The sequence below is a fragment of the Hominimerdicola alba genome, from assembly GCF_900112155.1.
GTDB classification, from domain to species: Bacteria; Bacillota; Clostridia; order Oscillospirales; family Ruminococcaceae; genus Hominimerdicola; species Hominimerdicola alba_D.
Genome location: NZ_FOKQ01000021.1, coordinates 17,025 through 40,094, shown reverse-complemented (window position 1 = coordinate 40,094; position 23,070 = coordinate 17,025). Strand labels below are relative to the sequence as shown.

General features: G+C 42.3%; 26 protein-coding genes and 1 tRNA gene. 3 read left to right on the top strand and 24 right to left on the bottom strand.

What is annotated here, in order from left to right:
• The 21 genes from BM265_RS12060 to BM265_RS11965 form a co-directional block, all read right to left on the bottom strand.
• Window positions 1–1,017 (bottom strand): DUF3846 domain-containing protein, encoded by a 1,017-nt coding sequence (locus BM265_RS12060; protein WP_074962068.1) that lies wholly within the window; start codon window positions 1,015–1,017, stop codon window positions 1–3.
• Window positions 1,010–1,288, bottom strand: coding sequence for a hypothetical protein (locus tag BM265_RS12055; RefSeq protein WP_074962067.1), 279 nt, complete (start codon window positions 1,286–1,288; stop codon window positions 1,010–1,012). The genes BM265_RS12060 and BM265_RS12055 overlap by 8 nt, the downstream gene beginning before the upstream one ends.
• Window positions 1,285–2,388, bottom strand: coding sequence for a DNA adenine methylase (locus tag BM265_RS12050; RefSeq protein ID WP_074962066.1), 1,104 nt, complete (start codon window positions 2,386–2,388; stop codon window positions 1,285–1,287). Before BM265_RS12050 ends, BM265_RS12055 begins: the two co-directional genes overlap by 4 nt.
• A gap of 20 nt (window positions 2,389–2,408) precedes the next feature.
• A complete protein-coding gene (locus BM265_RS20120; RefSeq protein ID WP_177219588.1) occupies window positions 2,409–2,555 on the bottom strand; it encodes a hypothetical protein in 147 nt (48 codons plus the stop codon).
• Window positions 2,552–3,139, bottom strand: coding sequence for a hypothetical protein (locus BM265_RS12045; RefSeq protein ID WP_074962065.1), 588 nt, complete (start codon window positions 3,137–3,139; stop codon window positions 2,552–2,554). The genes BM265_RS20120 and BM265_RS12045 overlap by 4 nt, the downstream gene beginning before the upstream one ends.
• On the bottom strand, window positions 3,136–4,032 hold the full coding sequence (locus BM265_RS12040; protein WP_074962064.1) for an LPD28 domain-containing protein: 897 nt from the start codon (window positions 4,030–4,032) through the stop codon (window positions 3,136–3,138). Before BM265_RS12040 ends, BM265_RS12045 begins: the two co-directional genes overlap by 4 nt.
• Window positions 4,025–4,795: a BRO family protein gene (locus BM265_RS20695; protein ID WP_074962063.1), complete on the bottom strand. Its 771-nt coding sequence runs from the start codon at window positions 4,793–4,795 to the stop codon at window positions 4,025–4,027. Before BM265_RS20695 ends, BM265_RS12040 begins: the two co-directional genes overlap by 8 nt.
• Window positions 4,788–6,065, bottom strand: coding sequence for a DNA cytosine methyltransferase (locus tag BM265_RS12030; RefSeq protein WP_074962062.1), 1,278 nt, complete (start codon window positions 6,063–6,065; stop codon window positions 4,788–4,790). Before BM265_RS12030 ends, BM265_RS20695 begins: the two co-directional genes overlap by 8 nt.
• A gap of 201 nt (window positions 6,066–6,266) precedes the next feature.
• Complete coding sequence (locus tag BM265_RS12025; protein WP_074962061.1) at window positions 6,267–8,060, bottom strand: DUF262 domain-containing protein; 1,794 nt, start codon at window positions 8,058–8,060, stop codon at window positions 6,267–6,269.
• A gap of 152 nt (window positions 8,061–8,212) precedes the next feature.
• A complete protein-coding gene (locus tag BM265_RS12020; RefSeq protein ID WP_081358449.1) occupies window positions 8,213–8,335 on the bottom strand; it encodes a DUF4314 domain-containing protein in 123 nt (40 codons plus the stop codon).
• A gap of 123 nt (window positions 8,336–8,458) precedes the next feature.
• A complete protein-coding gene (locus BM265_RS12015; RefSeq protein WP_074962060.1) occupies window positions 8,459–9,493 on the bottom strand; it encodes a tyrosine-type recombinase/integrase in 1,035 nt (344 codons plus the stop codon).
• Window positions 9,483–10,481 (bottom strand): tyrosine-type recombinase/integrase, encoded by a 999-nt coding sequence (locus BM265_RS12010; protein WP_074962059.1) that lies wholly within the window; start codon window positions 10,479–10,481, stop codon window positions 9,483–9,485. The genes BM265_RS12015 and BM265_RS12010 overlap by 11 nt, the downstream gene beginning before the upstream one ends.
• Complete coding sequence (locus BM265_RS12005; RefSeq protein WP_074962058.1) at window positions 10,478–11,701, bottom strand: site-specific integrase; 1,224 nt, start codon at window positions 11,699–11,701, stop codon at window positions 10,478–10,480. The genes BM265_RS12010 and BM265_RS12005 overlap by 4 nt, the downstream gene beginning before the upstream one ends.
• 142 nt (window positions 11,702–11,843) lie before the next feature.
• Complete coding sequence (locus BM265_RS20925) at window positions 11,844–11,972, bottom strand: DUF4314 domain-containing protein (protein WP_278287639.1); 129 nt, start codon at window positions 11,970–11,972, stop codon at window positions 11,844–11,846.
• A 22-nt stretch (window positions 11,973–11,994) separates the two neighbouring features.
• Window positions 11,995–12,432, bottom strand: a complete 438-nt coding sequence (locus BM265_RS11995) for a toxin-antitoxin system HicB family antitoxin (protein ID WP_074962057.1) — start codon at window positions 12,430–12,432, stop codon at window positions 11,995–11,997.
• The gene (locus BM265_RS11990; protein WP_074962056.1) at window positions 12,422–12,562 is read right to left on the bottom strand and encodes a CopG family transcriptional regulator; all 141 of its coding nucleotides are present in this window, start codon (window positions 12,560–12,562) and stop codon (window positions 12,422–12,424) included. Before BM265_RS11990 ends, BM265_RS11995 begins: the two co-directional genes overlap by 11 nt.
• On the bottom strand, window positions 12,559–13,398 hold the full coding sequence (locus BM265_RS11985) for a DUF6329 domain-containing protein (RefSeq protein ID WP_074962055.1): 840 nt from the start codon (window positions 13,396–13,398) through the stop codon (window positions 12,559–12,561). The genes BM265_RS11990 and BM265_RS11985 overlap by 4 nt, the downstream gene beginning before the upstream one ends.
• The gene (locus tag BM265_RS11980; RefSeq protein ID WP_074962054.1) at window positions 13,395–13,676 is read right to left on the bottom strand and encodes a hypothetical protein; all 282 of its coding nucleotides are present in this window, start codon (window positions 13,674–13,676) and stop codon (window positions 13,395–13,397) included. The genes BM265_RS11985 and BM265_RS11980 overlap by 4 nt, the downstream gene beginning before the upstream one ends.
• A gap of 10 nt (window positions 13,677–13,686) precedes the next feature.
• The gene (locus BM265_RS11975) at window positions 13,687–14,253 is read right to left on the bottom strand and encodes a gamma-glutamylcyclotransferase family protein (RefSeq protein ID WP_143098719.1); all 567 of its coding nucleotides are present in this window, start codon (window positions 14,251–14,253) and stop codon (window positions 13,687–13,689) included.
• A gap of 10 nt (window positions 14,254–14,263) precedes the next feature.
• Window positions 14,264–15,355 (bottom strand): amidoligase family protein, encoded by a 1,092-nt coding sequence (locus BM265_RS11970; protein WP_074962053.1) that lies wholly within the window; start codon window positions 15,353–15,355, stop codon window positions 14,264–14,266.
• 309 nt (window positions 15,356–15,664) lie between these two features.
• Window positions 15,665–15,757 (bottom strand) — tRNA-Ser (locus BM265_RS11965).
• Window positions 15,758–16,070: 313 nt separating this feature from the next.
• Here BM265_RS11965 and BM265_RS11960 point away from each other — a divergent pair.
• Window positions 16,071–17,123, top strand: a complete 1,053-nt coding sequence (locus BM265_RS11960; RefSeq protein ID WP_242940838.1) for a metallophosphoesterase — start codon at window positions 16,071–16,073, stop codon at window positions 17,121–17,123.
• Window positions 17,124–17,324: 201 nt separating this feature from the next.
• Here BM265_RS11960 and BM265_RS11955 read toward each other — a convergent pair whose 3' ends face one another.
• The 3 genes from BM265_RS11955 to BM265_RS11945 are packed head-to-tail and all read right to left on the bottom strand — an operon-like array spanning window position 17,325 to window position 20,495.
• Window positions 17,325–17,951 carry a hypothetical protein gene (locus tag BM265_RS11955; RefSeq protein ID WP_074962051.1) on the bottom strand — a complete coding sequence of 209 codons (627 nt, stop codon included), beginning with the start codon at window positions 17,949–17,951 and terminating at the stop codon, window positions 17,325–17,327.
• 14 nt (window positions 17,952–17,965) lie between these two features.
• Window positions 17,966–19,687: a VWA domain-containing protein gene (locus tag BM265_RS11950; protein WP_074962050.1), complete on the bottom strand. Its 1,722-nt coding sequence runs from the start codon at window positions 19,685–19,687 to the stop codon at window positions 17,966–17,968.
• A gap of 25 nt (window positions 19,688–19,712) precedes the next feature.
• Window positions 19,713–20,495 carry a hypothetical protein gene (locus tag BM265_RS11945; RefSeq protein WP_074962049.1) on the bottom strand — a complete coding sequence of 261 codons (783 nt, stop codon included), beginning with the start codon at window positions 20,493–20,495 and terminating at the stop codon, window positions 19,713–19,715.
• Window positions 20,496–20,798: 303 nt separating this feature from the next.
• Here BM265_RS11945 and BM265_RS11940 point away from each other — a divergent pair, with 303 nt between their 5' ends.
• Window positions 20,799–21,125: a hypothetical protein gene (locus tag BM265_RS11940; protein ID WP_074962048.1), complete on the top strand. Its 327-nt coding sequence runs from the start codon at window positions 20,799–20,801 to the stop codon at window positions 21,123–21,125.
• Between the two features lie 91 nt (window positions 21,126–21,216).
• Complete coding sequence (locus tag BM265_RS11935) at window positions 21,217–22,968, top strand: leucine-rich repeat protein (RefSeq protein WP_074962047.1); 1,752 nt, start codon at window positions 21,217–21,219, stop codon at window positions 22,966–22,968.
• Window positions 22,969–23,070 lie beyond the last annotated feature (102 nt).

The window sequence follows — 23,070 nt, the reverse complement described above, 5'->3', positions numbered from 1 at the left end:
TCAATCCATATTCTGCGTTAAGCACTCCGATTCATTTTCTGCCATGTCTTCTGTTCTGTCCAAACATATGACAGACTGCGGGAACATCTCTTTATACCTTTCGATCTGCTCGTCTGTGAGCGAGCAGGAGTCATATTCACCATACTTGTTCACACTGTCGCCTGAAATATAACAGGTTCCATGTACAAGAGTTTCCCCTATCTTTCTGTTAGGTGCTGATCCGTTCAGCAGAAACTCATCATTGCACCAGCAGAGTGCATCACCCTTCGGCTCAAAATACACAGGCTCTATACAGCCGCCAACAACACTCTGCATAGCATGAATATCATGCCTGATCTCAGCCATATACGGTTTTCTGTCATTTTCTAGGATAATGATCTTCATCATTTTTGCATGATCGGTCTTGTCTATATTGAAATCCTCTATCTTTTTGAATCCGAAACTATCTACGAAATAGAACCCTTTTTCTTTTCCCTCGTTTACCTCGATCACGTCACTGACTGAGATGGAGTGTCCTAAATATCCCGGAGGCTGTTCTGTATTACCGAGTGCAAACACTTCTTCAAGACTGCCTGCAAGTACTTCACCGCCATATACCTGCATATATTTCTCTGCCTGTATACCTCCATGTGACATAGTATGATCATAGTTCATAAAAAGGTTGTCACTGCCGATCTTTAGCTGAAAAACACGTATCTTCATCTTTGGAGTCTCAAGTATTTCAAGCCTTTTGGCTGCCCATGACGGAAGCTGAGTTTTGTCAGCAACACCTATAAAATCACTGCGGTAAAGCTGTTCTTTTAAACCGTCGGCAAGGAACTGGCCGAAAACCTTTTTATCTCCGTTAACATGCTTACAGCCGAAACCGCTTGTGGCATAGAAATACTGGACTATGGGGTTTCGATACTGCTCCTTCAGCTTTTCCGGTTTGATTATAAGGAGTTTACCTTCATAGTCCTGCTGCTCGGTATGCTGTTCACAGTGTTTTTTACCAAGAAGTTCATTCATGTTATTCATCAGCATATTCCTCCATACAGTGTTCAAACAGCGGACAATCATCGCAGTTATCATGTGTCTGACAAGTCCTGTCTATCTCTTCTTCGGATATCCCGCAGTCAGATGGTTTGTCTTTTTTATGTTCTTCCGGCTCTTTTACAACTGCAAGTATTATATCGTCATCGCTCTTTTCAAGGCTGATGCTCACTGGGTATCCCTTTGCATCATAAAGTCCCGAAAATGAGAACTTGCCATTTGCTGATATTACTGTTCCTGTAATGATCTTATTCATAAAACAATTCTCCCTTCATTGTCAATAGGTTCGTAGTCATTGAAAAATGTTGTCTGCACTCCGTTATTATATAGGCTGAAAATGTCATAGTTTGCTATAAGAAATTCATTGTAAAGCGCACCCGGTTCGTTATGCAGGATCATACTGTTGGGTCTTGCAACACGCATCTTATACCACTTGTCCTCACAGTACAACTCATCTATAAATTTGCAATCATTGTAGGACAGCAGAACCTTGCTTTCACAGTTAAGAAGCGTGTCATGAAGCTGTTTGTGTTTTTCATCACCAAACAGCGGAACTCCGTTATACAGATCTTCAGCCATATAGTAAGGCGGATCACAGTAGAAAAATGTCCCGGGTGCATCGTGAAACTTTATAAGGTCGATGCAATCCTTATGTTCGATGATGACTGATTGAAGCATACGAAAAGCACCATTCAGCAGATTGATCACAGACTCATAATTTACCGGTTTTATAGCCCAGCTTGTCCCTGTTGCCGAGTAACTGCATTTCATAAGGATATAGAAATTCACAGCGTCCCAAAGTCTGGGGTCTTTTGTTCGGTCATCGTACTCTTTTATTATTTCGCCTGCAAGCCACAGTTTATGGAGCTTTTCATCATGGGTCTGAGCTGAATTTATGATCTTCTTTATCTGTTCATAGTAGTCATCAAAATCTTCACCATGATAAAACACCTTTGATGATATTATAAATTGATCTCTTGCATTCAAAAAATACGCTCTGATAAGATCGTCACTTAAACTGCCGTCTGCATTGTAAACACCTGTCAGCCTGCTGATTAATTCATCAGCCCTTGATTTCAGTGTTCTCATAAAATTAACTAGATGCTGGTTGAAGTCATTATATATCTGTATAGGTGCTATCTTTCCCGAAAAAGTCAGCGCACCTCCGCCGCCGAACACCTCTACATACTTCTTCGGATAGTCGGGCATTATTCTCCTTATTACTGGGATAAGAACCGATTTCCCGCCTATCCACGGAATGGGAGGGTCACAGCCTCCGTAATGCTGATTACTCATTTTTTCCTTTCCGTCATCATTGCCGATGACGAAAAAGAGAAACAGTCGCTTTGCCGCCATCGGCAAAACGACTATGGTTTTTATCTGTTTATAATATTCTTTTCTTCTCTGCGCTCACGGTTTAGTCTTGCAATCTCCTTACTGGCATCATACCAAGCAGTTGAAAATCCACCAATAAGCAGTCCGATTATACCACCGATGATCATTCCAACAAACAACATTGTCATTCTGACATTCCTCCTTCGATATCTATTGTTTCATCTTCCATTTCATCCTCCGAGCATATATCCACATACTCTCCTATAATATTCAGCGCTTCATAATAGCTGCCCGAATTTGTAACACGTTCAGACATCTCCTTTGCTTCATCCCTCATTCCATTTCTTCTGAGCGTTCTTGATGCTATCCCTATAAGATTGAAGATATTTCCGTCAGCACCTATAAGCGCACATTTCGGTTTAGGTTTTTCAAGACTATGTTCCTCATCCACGAATCCGCCAAGTCGGTTCGGTACATAGTCGGAAAGCCAGGTACCTCCGAACTGTGAGTGGGTCTGCAAGCGCCACATAGCAAGCTTACCGATGTCAATATCTACGCCCTTAAAAGGAAACAGTATACAGGTACAGCCGTCATGCTGAAAAACAGAGATATCCTCAAATCTGCTGCCGTTCTGAAGTATTCCTTGAGCTGTCAGCATATCATTTATCCCGTCAAGCCATTCCTTCAGCTCACCGCCGCAGCCCTGCAGGATAAGCCCTTCATCCTCTGACATTGAACGCAGCTTTTCAGCTTCTATAATTTCAATGCTCATTGTTTCAACTCCATTCCAATATTTTCATCTTCCGACTGTGCCGGTTTATACTCCCTGAACTCATATAGTGATATGATCTCACCGATGAAATTAGGTGAAGTATCTTCTGTAAAGGTTATACGACCCTGTTTGCCAAGATCTATAGGTTCTTTTGTCACCACAGAACCTGCGAGGTTTACAGAAACACGTTTTTCTATAGCACAGATATCTCCATCATCGCCGTGTCTCAGATGATAGCAACACATTCCTTTTGGGATATCCGCATCTGTTATCCTTTCATTCGTGAACAGTGCGGGCTTGCCAAACAGTTCGATAAGCTCATATCCATCGTCAAATTCGATGTTGATATATCCTGTCTCCAAGGCGTTCAGATAAAGACAACAGTCTTCCTCTAGTTGAACTTCCATAACTTTTGCGGCGAACTCTATGCTTTCTTTTCCGTAATCCGGGTAGTATTCCTCTATCCTTTCGCCGTTATAATACGTACGGCGCCCGCAGTTAGCACCTATGTCCTCATCTGCCCACTCATGTTCGATATTCACGCATGGAAACATTTCGGACAGCTTTTGGATAATAGGGTGTGGTGCAGACCAGGCAGAAAGAAAGCGAAGACTATCTTTATTGCATGAATAATCTTCGCCCTCATTATATCCATAAGCATTCCATTTTGTACCCCAGTTTGCTAAACTCCAGTCGTACCAGTTGTTTTTACCATAGAGTTTTTCTTCGGCTGGTTCTAAACTTCCTCTGTAGATATTATCCGGCATAGGTATGACTTTCTCAAAATCTATCGTTCCCAGTCCGAATTCATCGTTTTTGATATCTTCCATGAGTATGTGAATATCTGCATCTTCTCCGTTCAGCTTTATTCTGTTAGTAATATGATTAGGCATCAAGCACCTCCGTTTCATTTTCTCTTATCAGCCGTCCAAGAACATACTGCTGTCCCTTGCCTGTAAGATATGTCTGACGATAGATCTTCAGCTCGCCGCCCATGTTGAACACGCTTTCTTTTACTCTGAAATATCCACGTTCTATATACTCCTGATAAGGCAGATTTCCGTCCATCAGGATACCTTTTGACCTCAGCCACCTGAACAGCCTTGTGCGTCCTATGCGTATACCGTGATCTGCACATATCTTTGCCATTTCGTTCATGTCGATGAGATCTGCTGTTTCGGACACATGGTCTGCAAATCTGACCTTTGGTTCATCACGGCGAATACGATCGTTCAGCTGACCGATATACTCAAACTGTATCTTGAACAGCTCTTTTGTCGGTTCATCAGCAAAGGGCAGATAAGTGTTTACGAATTTATCTGCATCATTGACATAACCGCCTGTTTTACGAATCGTTGGGAGAATCTCAGATGTGACCCAACGCTTGATCTTTTTAGCACTCGGAAGTTTGCTTGAAAGCACAAGGCAGTAAAAACCACTTTCGTTTATTACTATTGTCCTCTGCCTTCCACCGGGGGTGACCGATTCGTTCACCCCTTTGTCCTCATCGTCAACATGGTCTCTTATCGCTTTATGAGGGTTGCTGTAACCAAGCATTAACGCTATATCCTTGCCCACCAGCCACGGCTCGCCGTTAATGCTGACTGTCCTCACCGAGCCGAAGTCTTCATTTACAAAAGTCATTATATCATTCATTTCGATTTACCTCCTTATCGATCTCTAAAATAAATAAAGCCAGCGCTGCGATGACATTAACTGTCACCGCATTGCCGGCTTGTTTGTATAATTGTGCATTTGAGATGCCTGCCGCCTTGACCTTGCTGAACTGCTCGTCTGTAAAACCCTGCAGTCTCCAGCATTCAAGTGGCATAAGTTTACGGATAAGACCGTTGTACATCACACCGTTTCTGTCTGTCACAGTTATTGTGAACATGGGGTCATCGGGGTCCTTGAATCGTCTGCCCTGCTGTCTTACTTTTTCTTTCATCGGTGTCAGCACAGGGATCGGCTTTTCCAGAAGCAGAGCTGCTGATTTCTCACCCTTATGGGTACTCATTCCATTATTCTGTCTTGCGGTTATGCACCTCGCAAGTTCGGTAATTGCAGGTTCGGGGTTGAGGTCAATGCATTTCACAGAGTAGAATCCCTGAGTTGCAGATGGTGTGACAGTATGTGCTATATCGTGACCGACACGTCCTCTGCGGCTGTTCATATCTGCATAAGCAAGGTCGATGCTGTCACCCGGTACAGCTATCTGATAACCTGTCTTTGTAAGGGACTTTATAGGAAGACCAAGAATCTCATAAAGACCAGATCTCCCGCCGAAACCGCCTGCATTGCCTGTAAGCGTTATACTCAGTCCTTCTGGTGAATAGACTCTACATCCTTCTCGTCCGGGTATGCGTTTGATAAGAGTTTTTGGGTTTGCGTCTGTGAAAGACAATACTCTGCCGGAACATTCACCTCTAAGAAATCCGATAATGAACACTCTTTTTCTGGCTTGGGGGACACCGAAATCTGCGCTGTTAAGCACCTGCCATGCGACATCGTACCCCAGTTCATCCAGCGTCTGCAGTATGGTTTCAAACGTCCTGCCTTTGTCATGTGACAGTAAGCCGGGGACATTTTCCATGAGCAGATAGCGAGGTCTTTTAACGGCAGCGATTCTGGCAATTTCAAAGAATAGAGTTCCTCGGACGTCGTCAAATCCTCGCCGCTTTCCAGCAATTGAAAAGCTTTGACAAGGAAATCCTCCGCAAATAAGGTCGATATCCGGCAGTTCTTTTGGGTCGATCTTTCTGGCATCATCAAAATACAGCTCCTTCCGCGTGTCGTATAAGGCTTCATAAGCCTGTTTTGCGAACTTATCGCATTCGCAGTAACCGACACACTCAAAGCCGCCTACTTTCTCAAGGCCTGAGCGGAAACCGCCGATTCCTGCGAACATATCTAAATATTTTATCAAGTATGGTTTTCTCCTTCCGTGGTATTCCTGGATTTTTTCTGTGTAGATATACGTTGGTCAATTTTAACACCTCTTTCTTACTTTAATATGTAAAAACCGCAGATAGTTTGATTATAATTATCTGCGGCATGATCACTTTATAAATTTTTTTCTACTTTATAATTCTTATATTTTTATTTTTTTTATTTAATACCACAAACTTTATATCCAACCTTTCTTTTTAAATTCTTCAATACGAGCTAAATCTTCTTCTGATGGTTTTTCATCTTTGGTTTTATCAACCGCCATACGCATATACTCATTATTCCATCTATTGAGTATAGATATGATTTCATCAGAAACACGAATATCACGTTTCATAATAGAGTCCATATTCCAATCAGTTAAATCCGATGTTCCAAGTGCATTTGTAATTGCTATTTTTGATGCGGTATACTCTTTTTTCTTCTTTCCAAAATATCCGTTACCAGCAACAATATTCAACTTTTTTTCAAAAGGAAGTTTATTTCCTATATGTTCAATTTTTTCCTTGATAGTTGAATCTGATTCATCTGGAAAATAATTTGTCTGCCATTTCTGAGGAAAAATATGCTCAATCTCCCACTTTTCCGGTAAAAGCTCATCCTGTTGTTCATAGGCTAATGTCTTTAACAACATGCGTACTGCATTTCTATTGGGATTTTGTATATAAGGTTCCAACTGCATCATATCTATATTTTTGAACTCGAAATTTGGTTTGTCAGAAGCAATAATTGCAGAATTCAACTTAAGGATATCTGGTTTAACCGCATTGATGGTTGGTATCATAAGATACTTGGTAATCAACTCCATAAGAAGCTTATTTAAAAATAATGCAAATCGTTCTTCAAAGTCTTCAGTATTTCTATAGCAAACATAGTAAATTACAACCGGATACTTCCAGAATTCATTTGGATAAGAGCTTAACGTATCCAGTGTCTGTTTGATTTTTGCATTCTTTGACCATGTTTCATCCTCGATTTCTTCACCCTTATTTACAACCTTCCAAAGATTCAGAATTATAAAAAGTGTATCCATCAAATCTGGCTTGTATAATCGTTGGAACTTATTTGCTGCAAAAAACTTTCTAACACCAGGAGTTGTTGTTTTGGTATCCTTTTCCAATGCACGATAATAAAACATACTATAATAAAAGAGTTGTTGGATACTTTCGTTTGCATTTGTTGCCTGTTCATCTAAATCTTTCCAGCGTTCTATAAAACTTTTTTTAGCTTCTGATTCAAGTTTATTATATATTTCTGCTTTAAAAATATCCGCATCTGACAAAGGAAGACCTCTATCATTTAAAGTTGAGAAAATTGTTAGAGCTGTATCCTGATTATCTGCTGTTATAGGAAGTAAAATTGCCTGATTCAACAACGCATATATAAACTGATACACCATAAGTGGATTATCTATAGAATGCTTATCAAACAATTCTTGAAAATAACGATAATTTTTTGAATAGTTGTCTTTGGCATTCTTGTCTGCATGTCCAGTTTCAAGAATTGAACGAAGAATCTCATTTCCTTCATTGTTTACAACGCGTGATGTCAGAAGAATATTCTTGTAGTCCACTGTACCTGTAAGTTTATTAGTTCTCCAAATGGCAGGTTCGATTTTCCCGATAAAGTTATTTGCCTCTGCAGTTCTTTCTGATACAGGTGTTGCAACCAGTTTTGTATAAATTGCACGCAACAATAAGAATAGAGATGTTATACGCTGCTGTCCATCAATTATTTCTTGCTCGCCCTCTTCATTTTCATATGATACAACACTTCCGAGAAAATATGTACCTTCACGTTCTGTCCCGCCGTTGGTAGCTGTAAAATCCCATAAATCCTCAAAGAGAGTTTCTACCTGTTCATCTGTCCATGCATACGGACGTTGGTATTCTGGTATTACGAATGGTTTTGATTTACCACTCCCTAAAAGAGCTTCTACACTTTGTTTATTTACTTCTATAGTTGTTGGCATGTTTACACATCCTCCTGCCGGATATCTTTTTCAACATCTTACTGTTCTATAATCCCACTATCATTCGATGATAATCCTTTTATGTAACTGCCGAACATAAAGCTCGGCATGTTTTATAATAGTATATCATATTGTTGAAGTAAATTCAAGTACTACATAGACATATCAATTCCATTATTCTCGGTCATAGACTCATTCTCCATCTGCTCAACAATATGAAAACTATCAACTCCCGGAATAAGTGACAGCGACCTTCCATTATCCCACTTCATCATTAATTGACCTTTATGTAAAGCTTTACATAAGGGTATTTATGGATAGTTAGACATTATGAAAAGCATTATCGTCAGATACACAGAAACACTGTTCTCATTTCGATAATGCTTTCCATAAAAATATCAGTTGTCACATAGCTTTTTCAAGAATGCCATGAGGTCATTGTCATCATTCCAAGAGGATTTCGGAATATTGGAATCCTCAATGGCGGCTGTATAAGCTGCATCAAGTGCCTCACGCTTGCTTTTTCCATCTACTTTTGCATATACCTCAGTGGTTTTCACGCTCTCATGTCCAAGAAAGTCGCGGATGTATATTATTGCCACCCCAGCATGAAGCAAATGCATTGCCTTTGAATGCCTCATACAATGTGGTGAAAACTTATCAGGAATCATTTCCGGGTGTTCTACCCTTGCTGCTTCCACATACTTTTTGAGTATGTAGGCGACACCAGCTCTGGTCAGTTGCTTGCCTGTGCGGTTGACAAAGAGAAGTTTATCCTTGTTTTCAACGTTGTTTAGACCTGTCTGCTGCAGGTAAGAAGAAATCAGGTCTGCCGTTTTGCTGGATAGTGGCACAATCCTGTCCTTGGCACTCTTCCCGTGAAGTACAATGGTGGAAGGATGTTCTGTCCGAATGTCACCAATTCTGATCTTTGTGATCTCCGTAACACGGGCTGCACAATCATAAAGTATTGTGAGCATGAGGGCATCCCTATATCCTGACCTACGATTCATATCTGGCTGGTTAAGGACGCAGGAAACTCCATCAACGCTCATGTAACTGACAATCGGTTTGGGCTGCTTCTTCATCTTGATGCCGACAATCATACTGGATGTGTCAAGATACTCGGGAAAAGAATATCCGATATACCTAAAAAAGCACTTAATGGCGGCAAGGCGCTGGTTTCTTGTGGATACGGATCTTCCATCATCCTCAAGCTTCTTAAGAAAGCCGAGGATCACATCCTTGGATATGTCGGAAACCACAAGTTTATCCGGGGATTTGCCGAGGTTTTCCTTGCAATACACAAGCAGTTGCTTGAACGTATCCAGATATGATGCAATGGTTGCCTCGGAGTACCCTCGTTCTCCTGGAAGATATACTTGGAAAAACCTTGTGGTGATGTAAGCGAAGGAAGTTACCCTATTCTTCATAACGCACAACCTCTGGAATAGCTCTGGCACATACTTTGTCAGCACGTTCCAAAAAATCAGGAAAAACTTCTGCGGTTAAACGCAGATAATATTCAGTCGAGGTGATCTTGCCGTGTCCAAGGTAAACCATAAGACCCGTCAAGGAAGTATATATGTCTTTTCCCTGCTCGATATTCTGCTGTAAAGCATGTACGGCGAATGTATGCCGTAGATCGTGTACCCTTGGTCCTTTTCCCTTTCCCTGGTGTGAAATTCCCGCATTCCAGAGAATCTGACGGAACTTATCATAGACTGTGCGCTGTGAATAGCATTCGCTTTTTGCATTTGGAAAAAACCATCCATCGGAAGCAATACCAATGAAGTCCACATTGTTCGTATAATACTCCCTTAGGTACTGTAACAGAGAATCGGAAATTGGAATCTTACGATTCTTACCAAACTTTCCTTCATAGACAAATATGAAACCGTTTTCAAGATCAACATCTTTCACTTTGAGAGCGAGGGCTTCCGAAATGCGCAGACCACATCCATAGAGGACTCTAATTATCGCTGGGAAGATCACATTGAACCGGGATTTTCTACAGCTTTTCGGCATAGCATCTGCAGCAGCAAATATATTCTTCACCTCTGCGTTTGTATAAATGTACGGGACATAGCGGTTCCGCTGTCCTGCATATCCGATATTTGGTTTCCATGTGACTTCGCCTCCCTCAGCGGAAAAATGGCGTGCAAAGCACCATAAGGCGGATACTCTGTGCGATCTTGTCGATTGTTTTTCGTCAGCTTTTGTGAGAAACCAGTTTTCAGCAAGCTCTGCTGTAAGTATAGGCTCTTGGAGATTAATGGACAAGCAGTACCGGTCAAACTGTCTGAGAATGTTTCCGGGTGATGTGATCTTTTCACCAAGAGCCTCTTTCAGCGCAAGATATTCATAGATAGAGTCTGCAAACACGCTGTGGAATTCGTATACCGGTTTATGCTGTGTCATACTGGTACCTCCAAAGCACACGCTTTCAGCTGTGGAACGTCGAGCTGAGTATAAAGCGTTGTAACATTCAATTCAGAATGTCCCAGTATACCCGAAATTGTGGTCAGCGAGACGCCCTGCTGGATAAGGTCGCTTGCGAGGCTGTACCGTAACATATGGAAGCTGCAGCGTTTTTCGCTTCCCGCTTTCCATATCCCTGCGGACAGTGCATATTGCCGGAGCATAGATTGCATGGTCACACCCCTCGTGAATGCTTTGTACGGATGAGTGTGGCACAGAAAAACGTTGTCACAATCCACATACGGTCTTCCGTTTTTTAGATAATCAATCAATGCCCATCCGACATCAGGGAGCATGTCCAGCTCTAGTGGATTACCAGTTTTCTGCTGAATTATGCTGATTCGGTTGTTTTCAAAGTCAAGCTCATTGAGTTTAAGGGATAGGATGTCGCTGATGCGCAGCCCATATCTTGCACCGAGCAGAACCATTGCGTAATTGCGCTTTCCCAGCGCATTACCCCTGTCTATGGACGAGAGGATTTTGGAAACCTCCTCGGCTGTATAGTATTCCGAAACACGTCGATCCTTAAATACCGTTACTGCCGGAAATTTGAATACCTTATCAGTATATCCGTGCTCATTGGCAAAGATAAGGAACTTTGACAAAACTTGCACATTGGTTGCGATATATGCCTTCGAATAACCTGCAAATGTTTTCAAATAAAGGTTTATTACGTCGTTATTCAGGCTCTTGAAATCAGACGCCTTGTGATTTACAAAAAATAATGTAGCACGAAAAATAAGCATCCTGTAATTGTAAAGTGTGCCTGGAGCAAGATTGGATTCTGTCATGTACTCCATGAACTGATCCCCGGCAGTCTTAAACCCAGCAGGAAATTCGTATTCGCCTTTTGGCAGGCGTTTTGCGATTGATCCAGAAATCTGAAATTCGAGCAGGAGCATAACAGATCTGCGAACAACCGACTTGTATTCACTAAGATTACTTTCATATGGGTCAATTTTATAATGCTCCCGTAGAAGCTTGAAACCGAGCTCCTTTGAAAAATGTGTGGCTCCCTCCGCCAGAGCAAGATTTTTTAGTGCATTCCACGCCTGACGATGATGTCGAAGTGTTGAAGCTGTATATCCGAGACTGACCATATAGGAGTCTAACTCGTTAATCAATTCGGGTATAGGCATATTATTTATATATTCTCCCATAAATAAACCTCCCATTTCTTGTGCCGCGACGCAAATCTTATGTTCTAATTATAGCACATTATGGATAGAATACAAGTCTTATATTTTCCGATATTCCGTGGTAAAATTAAAGGTTAAGCATTTAACTTTTCATAATGTCTAACTATCCATAATGCCCTGCATCATCAACTCCCATAACAGTTCCACAAGTCCCGCGAGGTATAGGATTAGGATCATCAGGCATCTCGTCACAGCATACTCTCGTTCCTACTGGATATCTATTTCTTATCATCTCGGTTTCGCATCGCATTTTATCACCCCATATCCATGTTCAGATCATCATACTCTTCGAGGTCTTCATCTTCATTATCCTGATAACCCTCAGTTTCTTCAACCTCATATTCTTCGTCAAGTTCCTCATCTTCAGCTTCATCTACCTCTTCGACAGTTGTCTGCTGCTGATCTCTATCAAGCTCTGCTTTTATCAAACCAAGAACAAATTCCTTCTGCGTCATATGATGCTTGTTGAGATAATCTTTTATCTGATCAAATAATTCCTCTGGAACCTGAAACGCCATAGTTCTCATATTACCCATATTTCTTGCCTCCTGTATCTTCGGGTGCAGCTCGTTATCCAGAGCCTGGGCTACAAAATCGTTCATTGTTATACCATGTTCTTCGATGTATGCTCTTACCTTAGCATGAAGCTCGGCATCAACCTTTACGGTTATGCCTTTTTTCTCATTTGACATCTTCTTCACCTCTTTCTAAAAAGTTTTTTATTTCAGTTTCGACTATATCATCAGCTGAAACACCTTGTTGTTCTGCGGCTTTCTTGATCATTTCAACATACTTCTGTGGTATATCGATTTCTTCCTTCATGATTGACCTCCCATTCCAAATTCTTCCGATCGTGTAAAGCTGTCTAGATAGTCTTTTTCGGGCAAAAGCTGCCAGTCATCACCGCTGTTCCAGAAGCTGACATTTATTTCGCCTGCATCGGTCTTGAGATATTTCTGCTCTAAACTCTCACCCCAGCCATCACTAAGCTGTCCCGAACAGTATTTTATGAACCTTGCCATTGCATCCGCTGAAAGGTCTCCGATCACCTTTAACGTTATAACTCCTGTAAGTTCGCCGCCTATTACCTCCACGGAGCAATGTGCTGAAAAAACTTTGTTGTCCAGCTCATCATCAATACTTTCGGGATGATACCAGTGCATCAGCCCTCGTTCGCATTCCTCAGGGAGATCATTCTCACGGATGCCAATATTGATATCATCTGCATATTTAGCCATTTCAGCATTATCCGCAATGCAATTATCACGGGGATAATTGGAGATATTATGATAGATCTCCAGAGGACAGCACAGTCTGATCTCATGTGCATGATCCTTGGCAAAATGCTCCCATATCAGCTTTGCCTGCGGAACATACTGTGCATACCTCGCGTATTCATAACCTTCGCTTTCGACCATAAGTCCATCACCCTTCTCTTTATCGTATATCAGCAGACAATGGTACTGTAAGCCGTCATAGTACATACTGTCAATGTTGTCACGGATCTCCTTATGATCTTTCATCGGACTTTCCGTTATCTGTCTGAACCTGTAATTACTTACAGGCAGAGCTTTTTCAACGATGTATTCGTGTGCAGTGAAGCTTTCAGCCTTTCTTTCAAGATAGGGAAGATTGATCATCAACTTTTCCTTATTCATAAAGCTGTACCTCCCATCATCATTTCGGGCTGATCATTACGAAAAGCCTTATCTTCGCAGGAAACAACGTCCTTAGCAAACTGTTCGGCTTCTTCTATGCTGTCGGTCAGTATTTCAAACCCGACCGCTGCCGAGAATACGTCAAACTTTTCTGTACGTTCTTCATCAGTATACACTGAAAACAAAAAACCCCGACAAACTACATCGTTTCCTTCGCTGTCGCTTCGGATAATGTGATTGTCGGGGGAAATATCGATATAAAAACCTTTATACTTCATATCTGCCTCCTTATATTTTGAAACTCATCTGTATGTCATCATCAAGACCGTTATCATCGTCTATACCAAAATCTTCATATTCATCTTCATCAAAGTCCTGTGAATACCTGACATTCATATTCGAAGCGTAATCATAAGACCTTGATGCGGCTTCTATCAGATAGCTTGTATCCATACCGTTCGCCTTATAGCCGTCCCATATCGTCTGCAAATACCCCTGTGTTGGTGGAGATATCTGTCCTCTGTTCATCAGGTACGCCATGCCCATGACCTGCTTTCCGTCAAGTTCAAGAGGTATATCTTCCTGTCTGTATAGATGAGGAAATCCCTCATAGCGATTGAGTGCAGGAATATCTCTCGGGTCAAGTTCCCACAGCAGTACCGGAACTTCTGTATTCGGCTTTGGGACAATAGTTGCGACACCACGGAATTCCAACTCCCAGTCTTTGACCATTGCTGAACCTATGACCTTTGAATGCGGACACCTGAAAGCCATCTGTGGCAGGTTGATGTTTGAACCGTAAGCGATGTACAGCATCGGTTTTTCTGAATGTTTGTATTCGTTTTTCTTTTTCATTTTCTCACCTCTACATATTCATTGTAACTGCAGATTCATCTTCCCCAAAACTGCCCGACAAATCGTCCACAGGGGCGGTCTGTTCCTCATCGTGTGTTACCCCGAACTCGTCCGTGTATTGCGACACAGGGCGCACAAGCTCGTTACGAGCGGCTTCTCGTTCTGCTTTCAGACGTTCCCGTTGGGCAATAGCATCTTCTGGGTGACGCCACGCTATATTCCCGGAAAGGTGCTTCAGAAGATGAGCCCGATAGTTCTTGAACTCATCACCGATAAATCCTAAATTCAGCAGAAAAACACGAAAGCTGTACCGCATATTGTCAGAATGCGATACAGCAGGGGAGCAGTATTTTTTTGTGACAGCCGCATTTGAGATAGCTAGTGCAAGTAAGACCTGGGCTTTGACCTCTCCCGCGTGAAGCGATGCATTGCAGGCTCTTATTTCATAATGACCATGCTGAAATAACGAGTGCAGATTCAAGGCATGGTACCTAGTCGGATTGTAGTGGTTATAGCGGCTGTTTGAAGTCTCGGCATACCAAAGATCACTGATCTCATCAAGAGTCTTTGGCTTTTTTCGGTTGATTTGATCTACAAAAGTTCGGTTGATCTTTTTGCAGTAGTTTGATCTTGCGGATGATACCTGAAGAGCGTCCCACAAGAAATCCTCTTTGCTTGACCACAAGTTGACAAGGTTTCTTATCTGTTGCGGCGTGTAGTCCGATGCATCAATATGGATATGAGTACCGCAGTCATAATCAGGTCCTGTTATTGCTCCTGCTTTTCTAAGAGCTCGAATTACACTTTGAAGCAGATCGAAGTCCTCATATTCAAGCACAGGGGAGTTAAGCTCAACTTTATAATAGTCACTGGCAAGATCTCCGTTTTTCTTTCGGGCATAAATACTGCTGTCGAAGACTATCTGCCATTTTCTTCCTTTGTCATCACCGACAGTGTATTTGTCGTAGGTGCCGCCCACATGATCTATATCACCTCCAAGAACTTTTTTTATGGCTTTAGAAGCTTCGCACCGAGTTATGCCTGTCATCTCGATCTCGATGCCGAATTTTCTATTTTTAATCCCATCAAAATTTCCCGGCATTCTTTCACCTCCATTCTTTGATATGAAAAATAAAAAAGCCCGAATCCGGTGTTCTCACATTTCGTGAAAAGCACCAAATTCGGGCTGAAAAGTTTGTGAAACCTTTTGATGTAAATTTGAGTTGTTTCCCTTCAAAAAAATCTTCTATTCTTCTGAAAACGCTCCAAAAAAGAGTTCGAATCCTGTCCAAAGGCATTTTATACCAAAAATCATCTTCGGTTTTCATATAAAAAAATTCTGTTTCAGGGCAACAAAAAAGCGCGTAAATACGCGCTTTTAAGTGAAATCATCTTTTTTGACTTCATAGGTTGGCGGAGAAGGAGGGATTCGAACCCTCGATGAGCTATTAACCCATACACGAGTTCCAGTCGTGCGCCATAAACCGGGCTAGGCGACTTCTCCATCGGTTTTTGTTCTCTGTGTTTCTCACAGCTTAATTATTATAGCATATCATGATGCGTTTGTCAAGTACTTTTTCAAAAAAAATTTGTTTTTTTTGAAATTATTTTTTGAAAGAAAAATCCAGTGAACTCATATAACTCTGATAGGCCGATATTTCGGGCAAAACCTTGAATCCGTTTCAGCAGGTAAAGTTTGACAAATCCCCTGCTATGTTGTATAATTTATAAAAATGCGTTCTTGAAAGATGCTTAAAATCACGGAGGTGTGTCTGTTGTTGTGGGTGGTTTTGTTTGCCGCGGCAGGAATCGGGGCTTTGCTGTCGCTGATTTATCTGGTTACCAGATTTCATAAATTCGGTTTTATGCAGAAGCTCGCCGAAAAGAGAAAAATGCTCTCGTGGGGACTGTCGGCTTTGCCTGTGGCAGGACTTGTGGTGGTCACGGTGAAAAACATGTATATCGGCATCATCATAGCGCTTCATCTCGCTCTTATCTGGGCGCTGTGCGACCTTGTAACATTCATTCACCGCAAACGTAAGCACAGTTGGTCGTCGCGATATGAGACGGGTGTTGTGGCTATGCTGATAACGGCGGTCTATCTAGGGGCGGGCTGGTTTTTCGCCCACCATGTTTTTGAAACTGACTACCGTCTTAAAACAAAAAAGCAGTTCGATCATTCGCCATTACGGGTGGCGATGTTTGCTGATTCTCATCTTGGTGTAACTCTCGACGGCGAAAACTTTGCCCGGCAGATGAAGCGGATAAATGAACAGTCCCCCGATGTGATAATTATCGCGGGAGATTTTGTGGACGACGATTCAGAGCGCGAAGATATGGTTCGTGCCTGCAAAGCGCTGGGTGAAATGGATCCGAAGTACGGCGTTATTTATGTGGACGGAAATCATGACAAAGGCTACGGCAATGGAAGAGATTTTACTATAGATGACCTTTATATAGAACTGGAAAAGAACGATGTTAAGATACTCCGTGACGAGATTTTGGAAGTCGGTGACGTAAATTTCATCGGCAGAAAAGATCATCACGACGAAGGCAGGCTTTCTGCTAAACAGCTGATGGAATCCGCCGATGATGAAAAGTATACCATTGTAATTGATCATCAGCCCCGCGACTATGATGCTGAAGCTGCAGCAGGTGCAGACCTTGTGCTTTCCGGGCACACTCACGGCGGACATATTTTTCCCTCGGGTTTTGTGGGGTTGGCTATGGGATTCAACGACAAGGTATACGGCAAGGAAGTCCGCGGGGACACTACATTTATCGTGACCTCAGGTATTTCAGGGTGGGCTATACCATTTAAAACCGGCTGCATTTCGGAGTATGTTATCATTGATATTTATGACCGTTAAAGTATTATAATTATTATTGAAATAAATCGTTATTCGCATAGGATAATCCGACATTTGGTGTGTTCGTAAGTTTGCTTTTGATCATATCACGGTCCTATGAAAAGCCGGCAATATTTTCATTAAACAGAGCGTAGACATTATAGTCAATGCTCTGTTTTTTTAACTGAAAACCCCCGAAGCCTGTTGCCTCGGGGGTACATATCATTTATTATCCGATAGAATACTTTTCAGCATAGAAAATTGCTTTTTGAAGTTATCCGAGGAGATCTCCCCTACTGCGCGTACATTGCCTGCCGCTGCTATGCTTCTGCCGAACTTCTGCTTAGCGAGATACACGGCTATATTCAGTGATGTTTCTGTTACCATCAGAACTGTGTCAACGCGCTCACAGACTGCTTCATGCTCATCGAGCGTGCTTTTCATCAGCATTGCCATGTTTTCGGTGACTGCCGCCTGCCTTACGTATTCCTCGTCTCGGTCATCCTCTAGGACTGCGCGAAAACTGTCGTATGCCTCATTGAATTCACTGTGAAAACGGTTTACCGTAACACTGCTGTTGTGAAGTATCTTCCTGTCACGGGAAAGCCTTTCCATGACTGCCTGAAAAGCTGGGTAAGCTTCATCGAACCTGTTCCAGTAGCTGTTTATTTTCAGACGTTCAAGCCCGCCCTTGTCGAAATCAATTTTCGATGGGTCAAGCTTTTCTATCAGCGTGCTGAGTTCTGCAAGGTCATTGGTGACGCTCATAAGCACGGAGCTTCCGCTTGCCATATCCATAAGACGCTTCTGCGCCGTGTCCACAGCCGCCGCCATTTTTTCATCGTACATACTGTTTCTCCCGCTTACAGGTTTGCATTGAACAGGTTTTTCAGCTGATAGATAACATCGTCAGTATCAGCGTTTATGGTAGCTGCTTCGTTCATCTCGGATATAGCTTTCAGCTCGTCAAGATCTGCATTGTAGCCGATGGTATAAATCGGTATCTGCGAGGCAGTAACAGCTTCCTTGATACCTTTCATATCTGCACCGACATTAGACTGACCGTCGCTGAGCAGGAATACCATAGGCGAAACATTCGGGTTCTGCGCCATGAAATCTCTCAGCATTATCACAGCCTCTGAAAGTGCAGAATATGTAGCCGTATTGCCTGATGCAGTTAGAGAATCAACAGCACCCATGAAGTAAGCCTGCTGATTGATATCGAACTGACCTATCTCCAGCTCCACGTTCACGCCGTTTGAATAAGATACCACGCCGATATAGTTGGTGGCATTTATATACTTTATACTGTTGCTCAGTGACATTTTCAGGGAGTTAATAGGTTCGCCTGACATTGAGCCCGAGCAGTCGAGAACGAATACTGCCGCTATGGGCTTGCCTGTGTTTTTGTTCTTTTTCCAGAGTTTCTGGATCTGCATCCAGTTGCTTCCGCTTATATCGTCAAGTCCGCCCTTGTAGTCTTCAAGACCGTTAAAACCATATTCGGCAGCTTTTTTCTTAGCGCTGTCAGATGCGCAGAAATCAGCGAACTCCTGAAGAGCGGAAAGCTTGTCACTGCTGACATCACCCACAGCAACGAGAGGATTGTCATGTCTCATGCCGAAGGGTATGAACTTATAGTTATTTGTAAGAGTCACATCCTGGGTGTAGGACTGATATTCCATCATCATGCAGTCGAAAGTTCCGCTTTCGGCAGCTGACCTCATTTGCAGTGTATTATATGCAACAAAGGGAACGTTATCCTGAAATGACTGGAATCCCTTTACCGCGTCTGCACTCAGGGGGTCGCTCTCGTCAAAACTGTTAAGCATTGCCGCCAGGAAGTTCAGTCCTGTTGTGGATACAAAGGGGTTAGTATAACCTGTAGTTATTGTGCCCTTTGCGGTAGCATCAACTATGGCCTTGATATCCACGGTGCCGTACTCTGCTTCAAGTGAGGAATAAGTAGTAGGGTCAATGAGTATGCCTGCTGCATTTCCCACAGTTCTGTCGGTGATGGTCTGAGTTTTTATTCCCTTGTCACTCAGTATACTGCACCAGATATTAGCCGAGGGCGATATAGCATCAGGGGTGTAAACACCTGCCGCGATATAGTCTATCTGTGTACCCGAGGATATGGAGCGCAGTCTTATGCCAACGCTTTTTCCGTTTACCTCTGCGTTCGAGGAATTGAATTCCTCTGCCATTTCAGTCATCCAGCCGTCAGTGCCAGTGCCTGCCTTTTCGGGTGAGGAGAATATCTCCACCACGATATCCTTGCCGTAAGGTTCAACGCCTACGGGGTAAGTATTGTCGATATCGGGAAGCTCCTCAGCCGCATATGTATCATCGAAAGAAACTGTGCCTTTGGGCGCGTAGTTCCTAGTAACAGTTACTTTCTCCGCGTTGTTTTTCAGATTCTTGTCAATATCTTCAGCACTAAGGATCTTATTGCCATTCTTATCAGTGTCATTTTCCTTTGATTTTTTAGAGCCGTTTGATGACACTGCAGCTATTATAACTATAATGATACCTATAACTACTACCACAGCGCCAAGCACAGCGGGTTTCATCTTTTTTGTCATTTTTGCACCCAACCTTTCATATTGTTCATTCCTCAAGACTTCTGTAATCCGATGTGGTATCTATCAGCTTCTGCATATCTGCAAGAGGTGCTTCGGATATCTCATCAAGGCATACCAGTTCATGTATAAGGCAGTCGAATTTTGTGTTTATCTCCTCAAGCCTTTCTGCCCTGGTGCTTACCTCATCGATGTACTGCCTGCACATATTGTCATTTTCATCCTGTGACCACTGGCGGTAATCGAAAACGCACACCCTTTTCTTTATGGCTCTTGCATTTGATGCTGAAACTTTCAATACATCATCCAGTACCGATACATAGTTCTGATAGGTGATATCTGCGGGATTGAAAGAATCAGAAAGCATACGCAAAGTCTGGTCATACTTCGTTGTTATGCCCTGAATGCTCTCCTGAATGCGTGAGCCAAGCTCAGTCTGCCTGAATGGGTTGTGATAGCTGAAAGCACTCTTATCGACACTTCCGAGGTCTGAATTTATCAGCATAGCTATCTTCGGGTCACCGCCCATATTCTTTAGACCATAGAACTCATAAAGTCTGAACCATTCCGCAAGATCACGGTACTTCTCATAAGGTGTCTGCTGTGCTGGAAGTCCCGGTCCTGCAGGCTGTGAGCTTTGTGTCAGCGAATAGATATACATTCCGTAAGCACCCGTCAGCGCCAGCATAAGTATTATGCCCAGCACTTTCATGGCGCCTCCCCGCTCAAATATCCCGATAGCTCCCGGGGCGGCCAGCAATATCAGCGAAAGCAGATAGACTATGCTTACTATTATATGTTTAGGTTTCAAATGTTTCACCGCTTTTCTGTGTTAATGCATTATAATTTAATATATTATACCATTTTTAATATATAATGTCAATACAGATTTTATCGTATAAAAGCAAAAGGCAGACCATACTTTAATAAGACATAAAATGTCATAAACAGACAAAAAGAGGATTTAAGTCGGTAAAGATAAGCTGTAAAGCACTGAAAATGCTTTGTTTTCGGATCCGCGGGTTGCTTTTCGATCTTAAATATGATATAATATTTGTCAATAAGAAAACGATTTGCACATACAGGTATTATATGATGAGGAAAAGGGATCGATATGATATTTTCTAACAAACTATCCAAATTATTAACCGTGGTTTTTACCGTAGCTGCGATGACTTTTCTTGCAGGCTGTAACGATGTAAAATACGATAAGGAATTCAAAAGCGAATCACCGTCGGGAGAGAAAACAGTTACTGTTAAAGTCGATCATGTCAGCCGGCCCGATGTATTTTATAATGATGAATGCATCTTTGAATACAGCGGTTCAGGTTTTTCCGAAACGGTATATTGGAACATAGAATGGATATCGGAAAATGAGATCAGGTTATACCATAACAGCTATGAGGGAGAAGATTACAGTATTGAGATCCCTGACGAATGATATTATGTATAACAGATTGACTTTGCAGGAAAAATATTGTATAATAATCAAGTAAGTTATTCCGTATTTGCAAAAACAAAGGAGGATAAGAATGAAAAAGAAGATACTATCAATGACTCTCGCGCTTTGTTTGACTTTAGGTTCGGCTGCAGCCCTGCCGCAGGGTGTATTCACCGATAATACGTTCATAACTGCCACTGCTGAGACCGAGGGGCTGTTTGAGTATACGATCCTTGACAGCGGCTCTGCAATGATCACAAAATACAACGGCATGGCAGATAACGTCACGATCCCGGAAACGTTAGGCGGCAAGCCTGTGAAGCTCATCGGTGAAAATGCGTTTTATAAGAACGAGAATATTGTTACAGTAAAAGCGCCAAGCACGCTGGTCAATATCAGCTCCAACGCATTTGCATATTGCTCAAAGCTGAAAAAAATAGAAAACCTGAAAAACAGCAAGCTGACTTATATCAATAACTGTGCATTTTATGAGTGCGGCAATCTGCAGATGAAAAAAAGTGATTTTCCGAGTAGCATCGCTCATATCGGAGCTCTCGCTTTTTACAAATGCCCAAAACTTGAAGGCATCGATCTGAGCAATGCACAGACCATTGAAGGCGGTGCATTTGAAGGCTGCACGTCACTGACATCTATTGAAGCTCCCAAGGTAACGAATTTAGGTGCTTCAGTTTTCAAAGACTGCGAAAATCTGCAAAGCGTCACTCTTTCAAAGAATTTAAAAACTCTGACAAACAGAATGTTCCAAGGGTGCAGGAAACTAAAAAATTTCAGCATACCCAAATTTGTTACAAGCATTGGCGACTACTGTTTATATAACTGCGATAATTACACATATATCGAAGTTCCGCCTTGTGTAACGAACATTGGTGAGTATGCTCTAGGTTGGAGATATTTCAAAACATCTCAGGTAACCGGATCAGAGCAAATTACCGACGCTATTTACTGCTATGAGAAAAGCAGAGCAGCGACTGAGAAATATGTAGATGCCGGCTATGGATATCAGAGCTTTTCCGTTATTGTTATCGACTGCAACCACACCTATGAAGATGAGGTCACTAAAGAAGCTACCTGCACTGAAAGCGGTGTAATGACACATATCTGTTCACAGTGCCTTGATAAATATACCACTGAGATACCCGCCCTCGGTCACGATTGGAGCGAATGGAAAGTAACCACACCTGCCACCGAAGAAAAAGACGGAGTCGAAACACGCACCTGCAACAGATGTGGTGAGGTGGAAACCAGACCAGTTGCTTATGTACCCGGCAATGTGATAGACAAAGTAAATTTCACTATCACCGAGCCGAAGGTAGGTCAGGAGATATCATACATGACTACGAGCGATGACCCCGACCTGGTGAATGCATGGGGCATCATAAAAGAGAGAAGACGCCGCGGCAGGATATATTTATGGTATGAGGACGAAACTGCCCTGAACAATGAAGACACAAATATATTCAAAGCAGGCAAGACCTACACCGCAGTGTTCAGCATACATCCTGTATCGGAAAAGGATACTTTTAGTGACAAGCTTAAAGTGACGGTAAACGGCAAGCCTGTTGATGACCTTATAATAAATTCCGACTACGCTTCATTCAGCATATCCTACACGCTGGATAATGATTTCATCATTGGTGATGTTAACGGTGACGGCGTGATCAATGTAGCCGATATATCTAAGGTGGCTGCACACGTCAAGGGCAAGAAACTGCTGACGGAAGAACAGCAGAAACGCGCTGATGTTAACGGTGATGGCAAGATAACTGTTACAGATATCACAAAGATCGCAGCTCATGTTAAGGGAAAAAAGTTACTGAGTTAATATAGCATTTATTCAAAAGCTCCCCCTGTTTATTACAGACAGGAGGAGCTTATTGTTATAATCCGATGAGAAATTTATCCATAATAGAACCAAGATATCCGA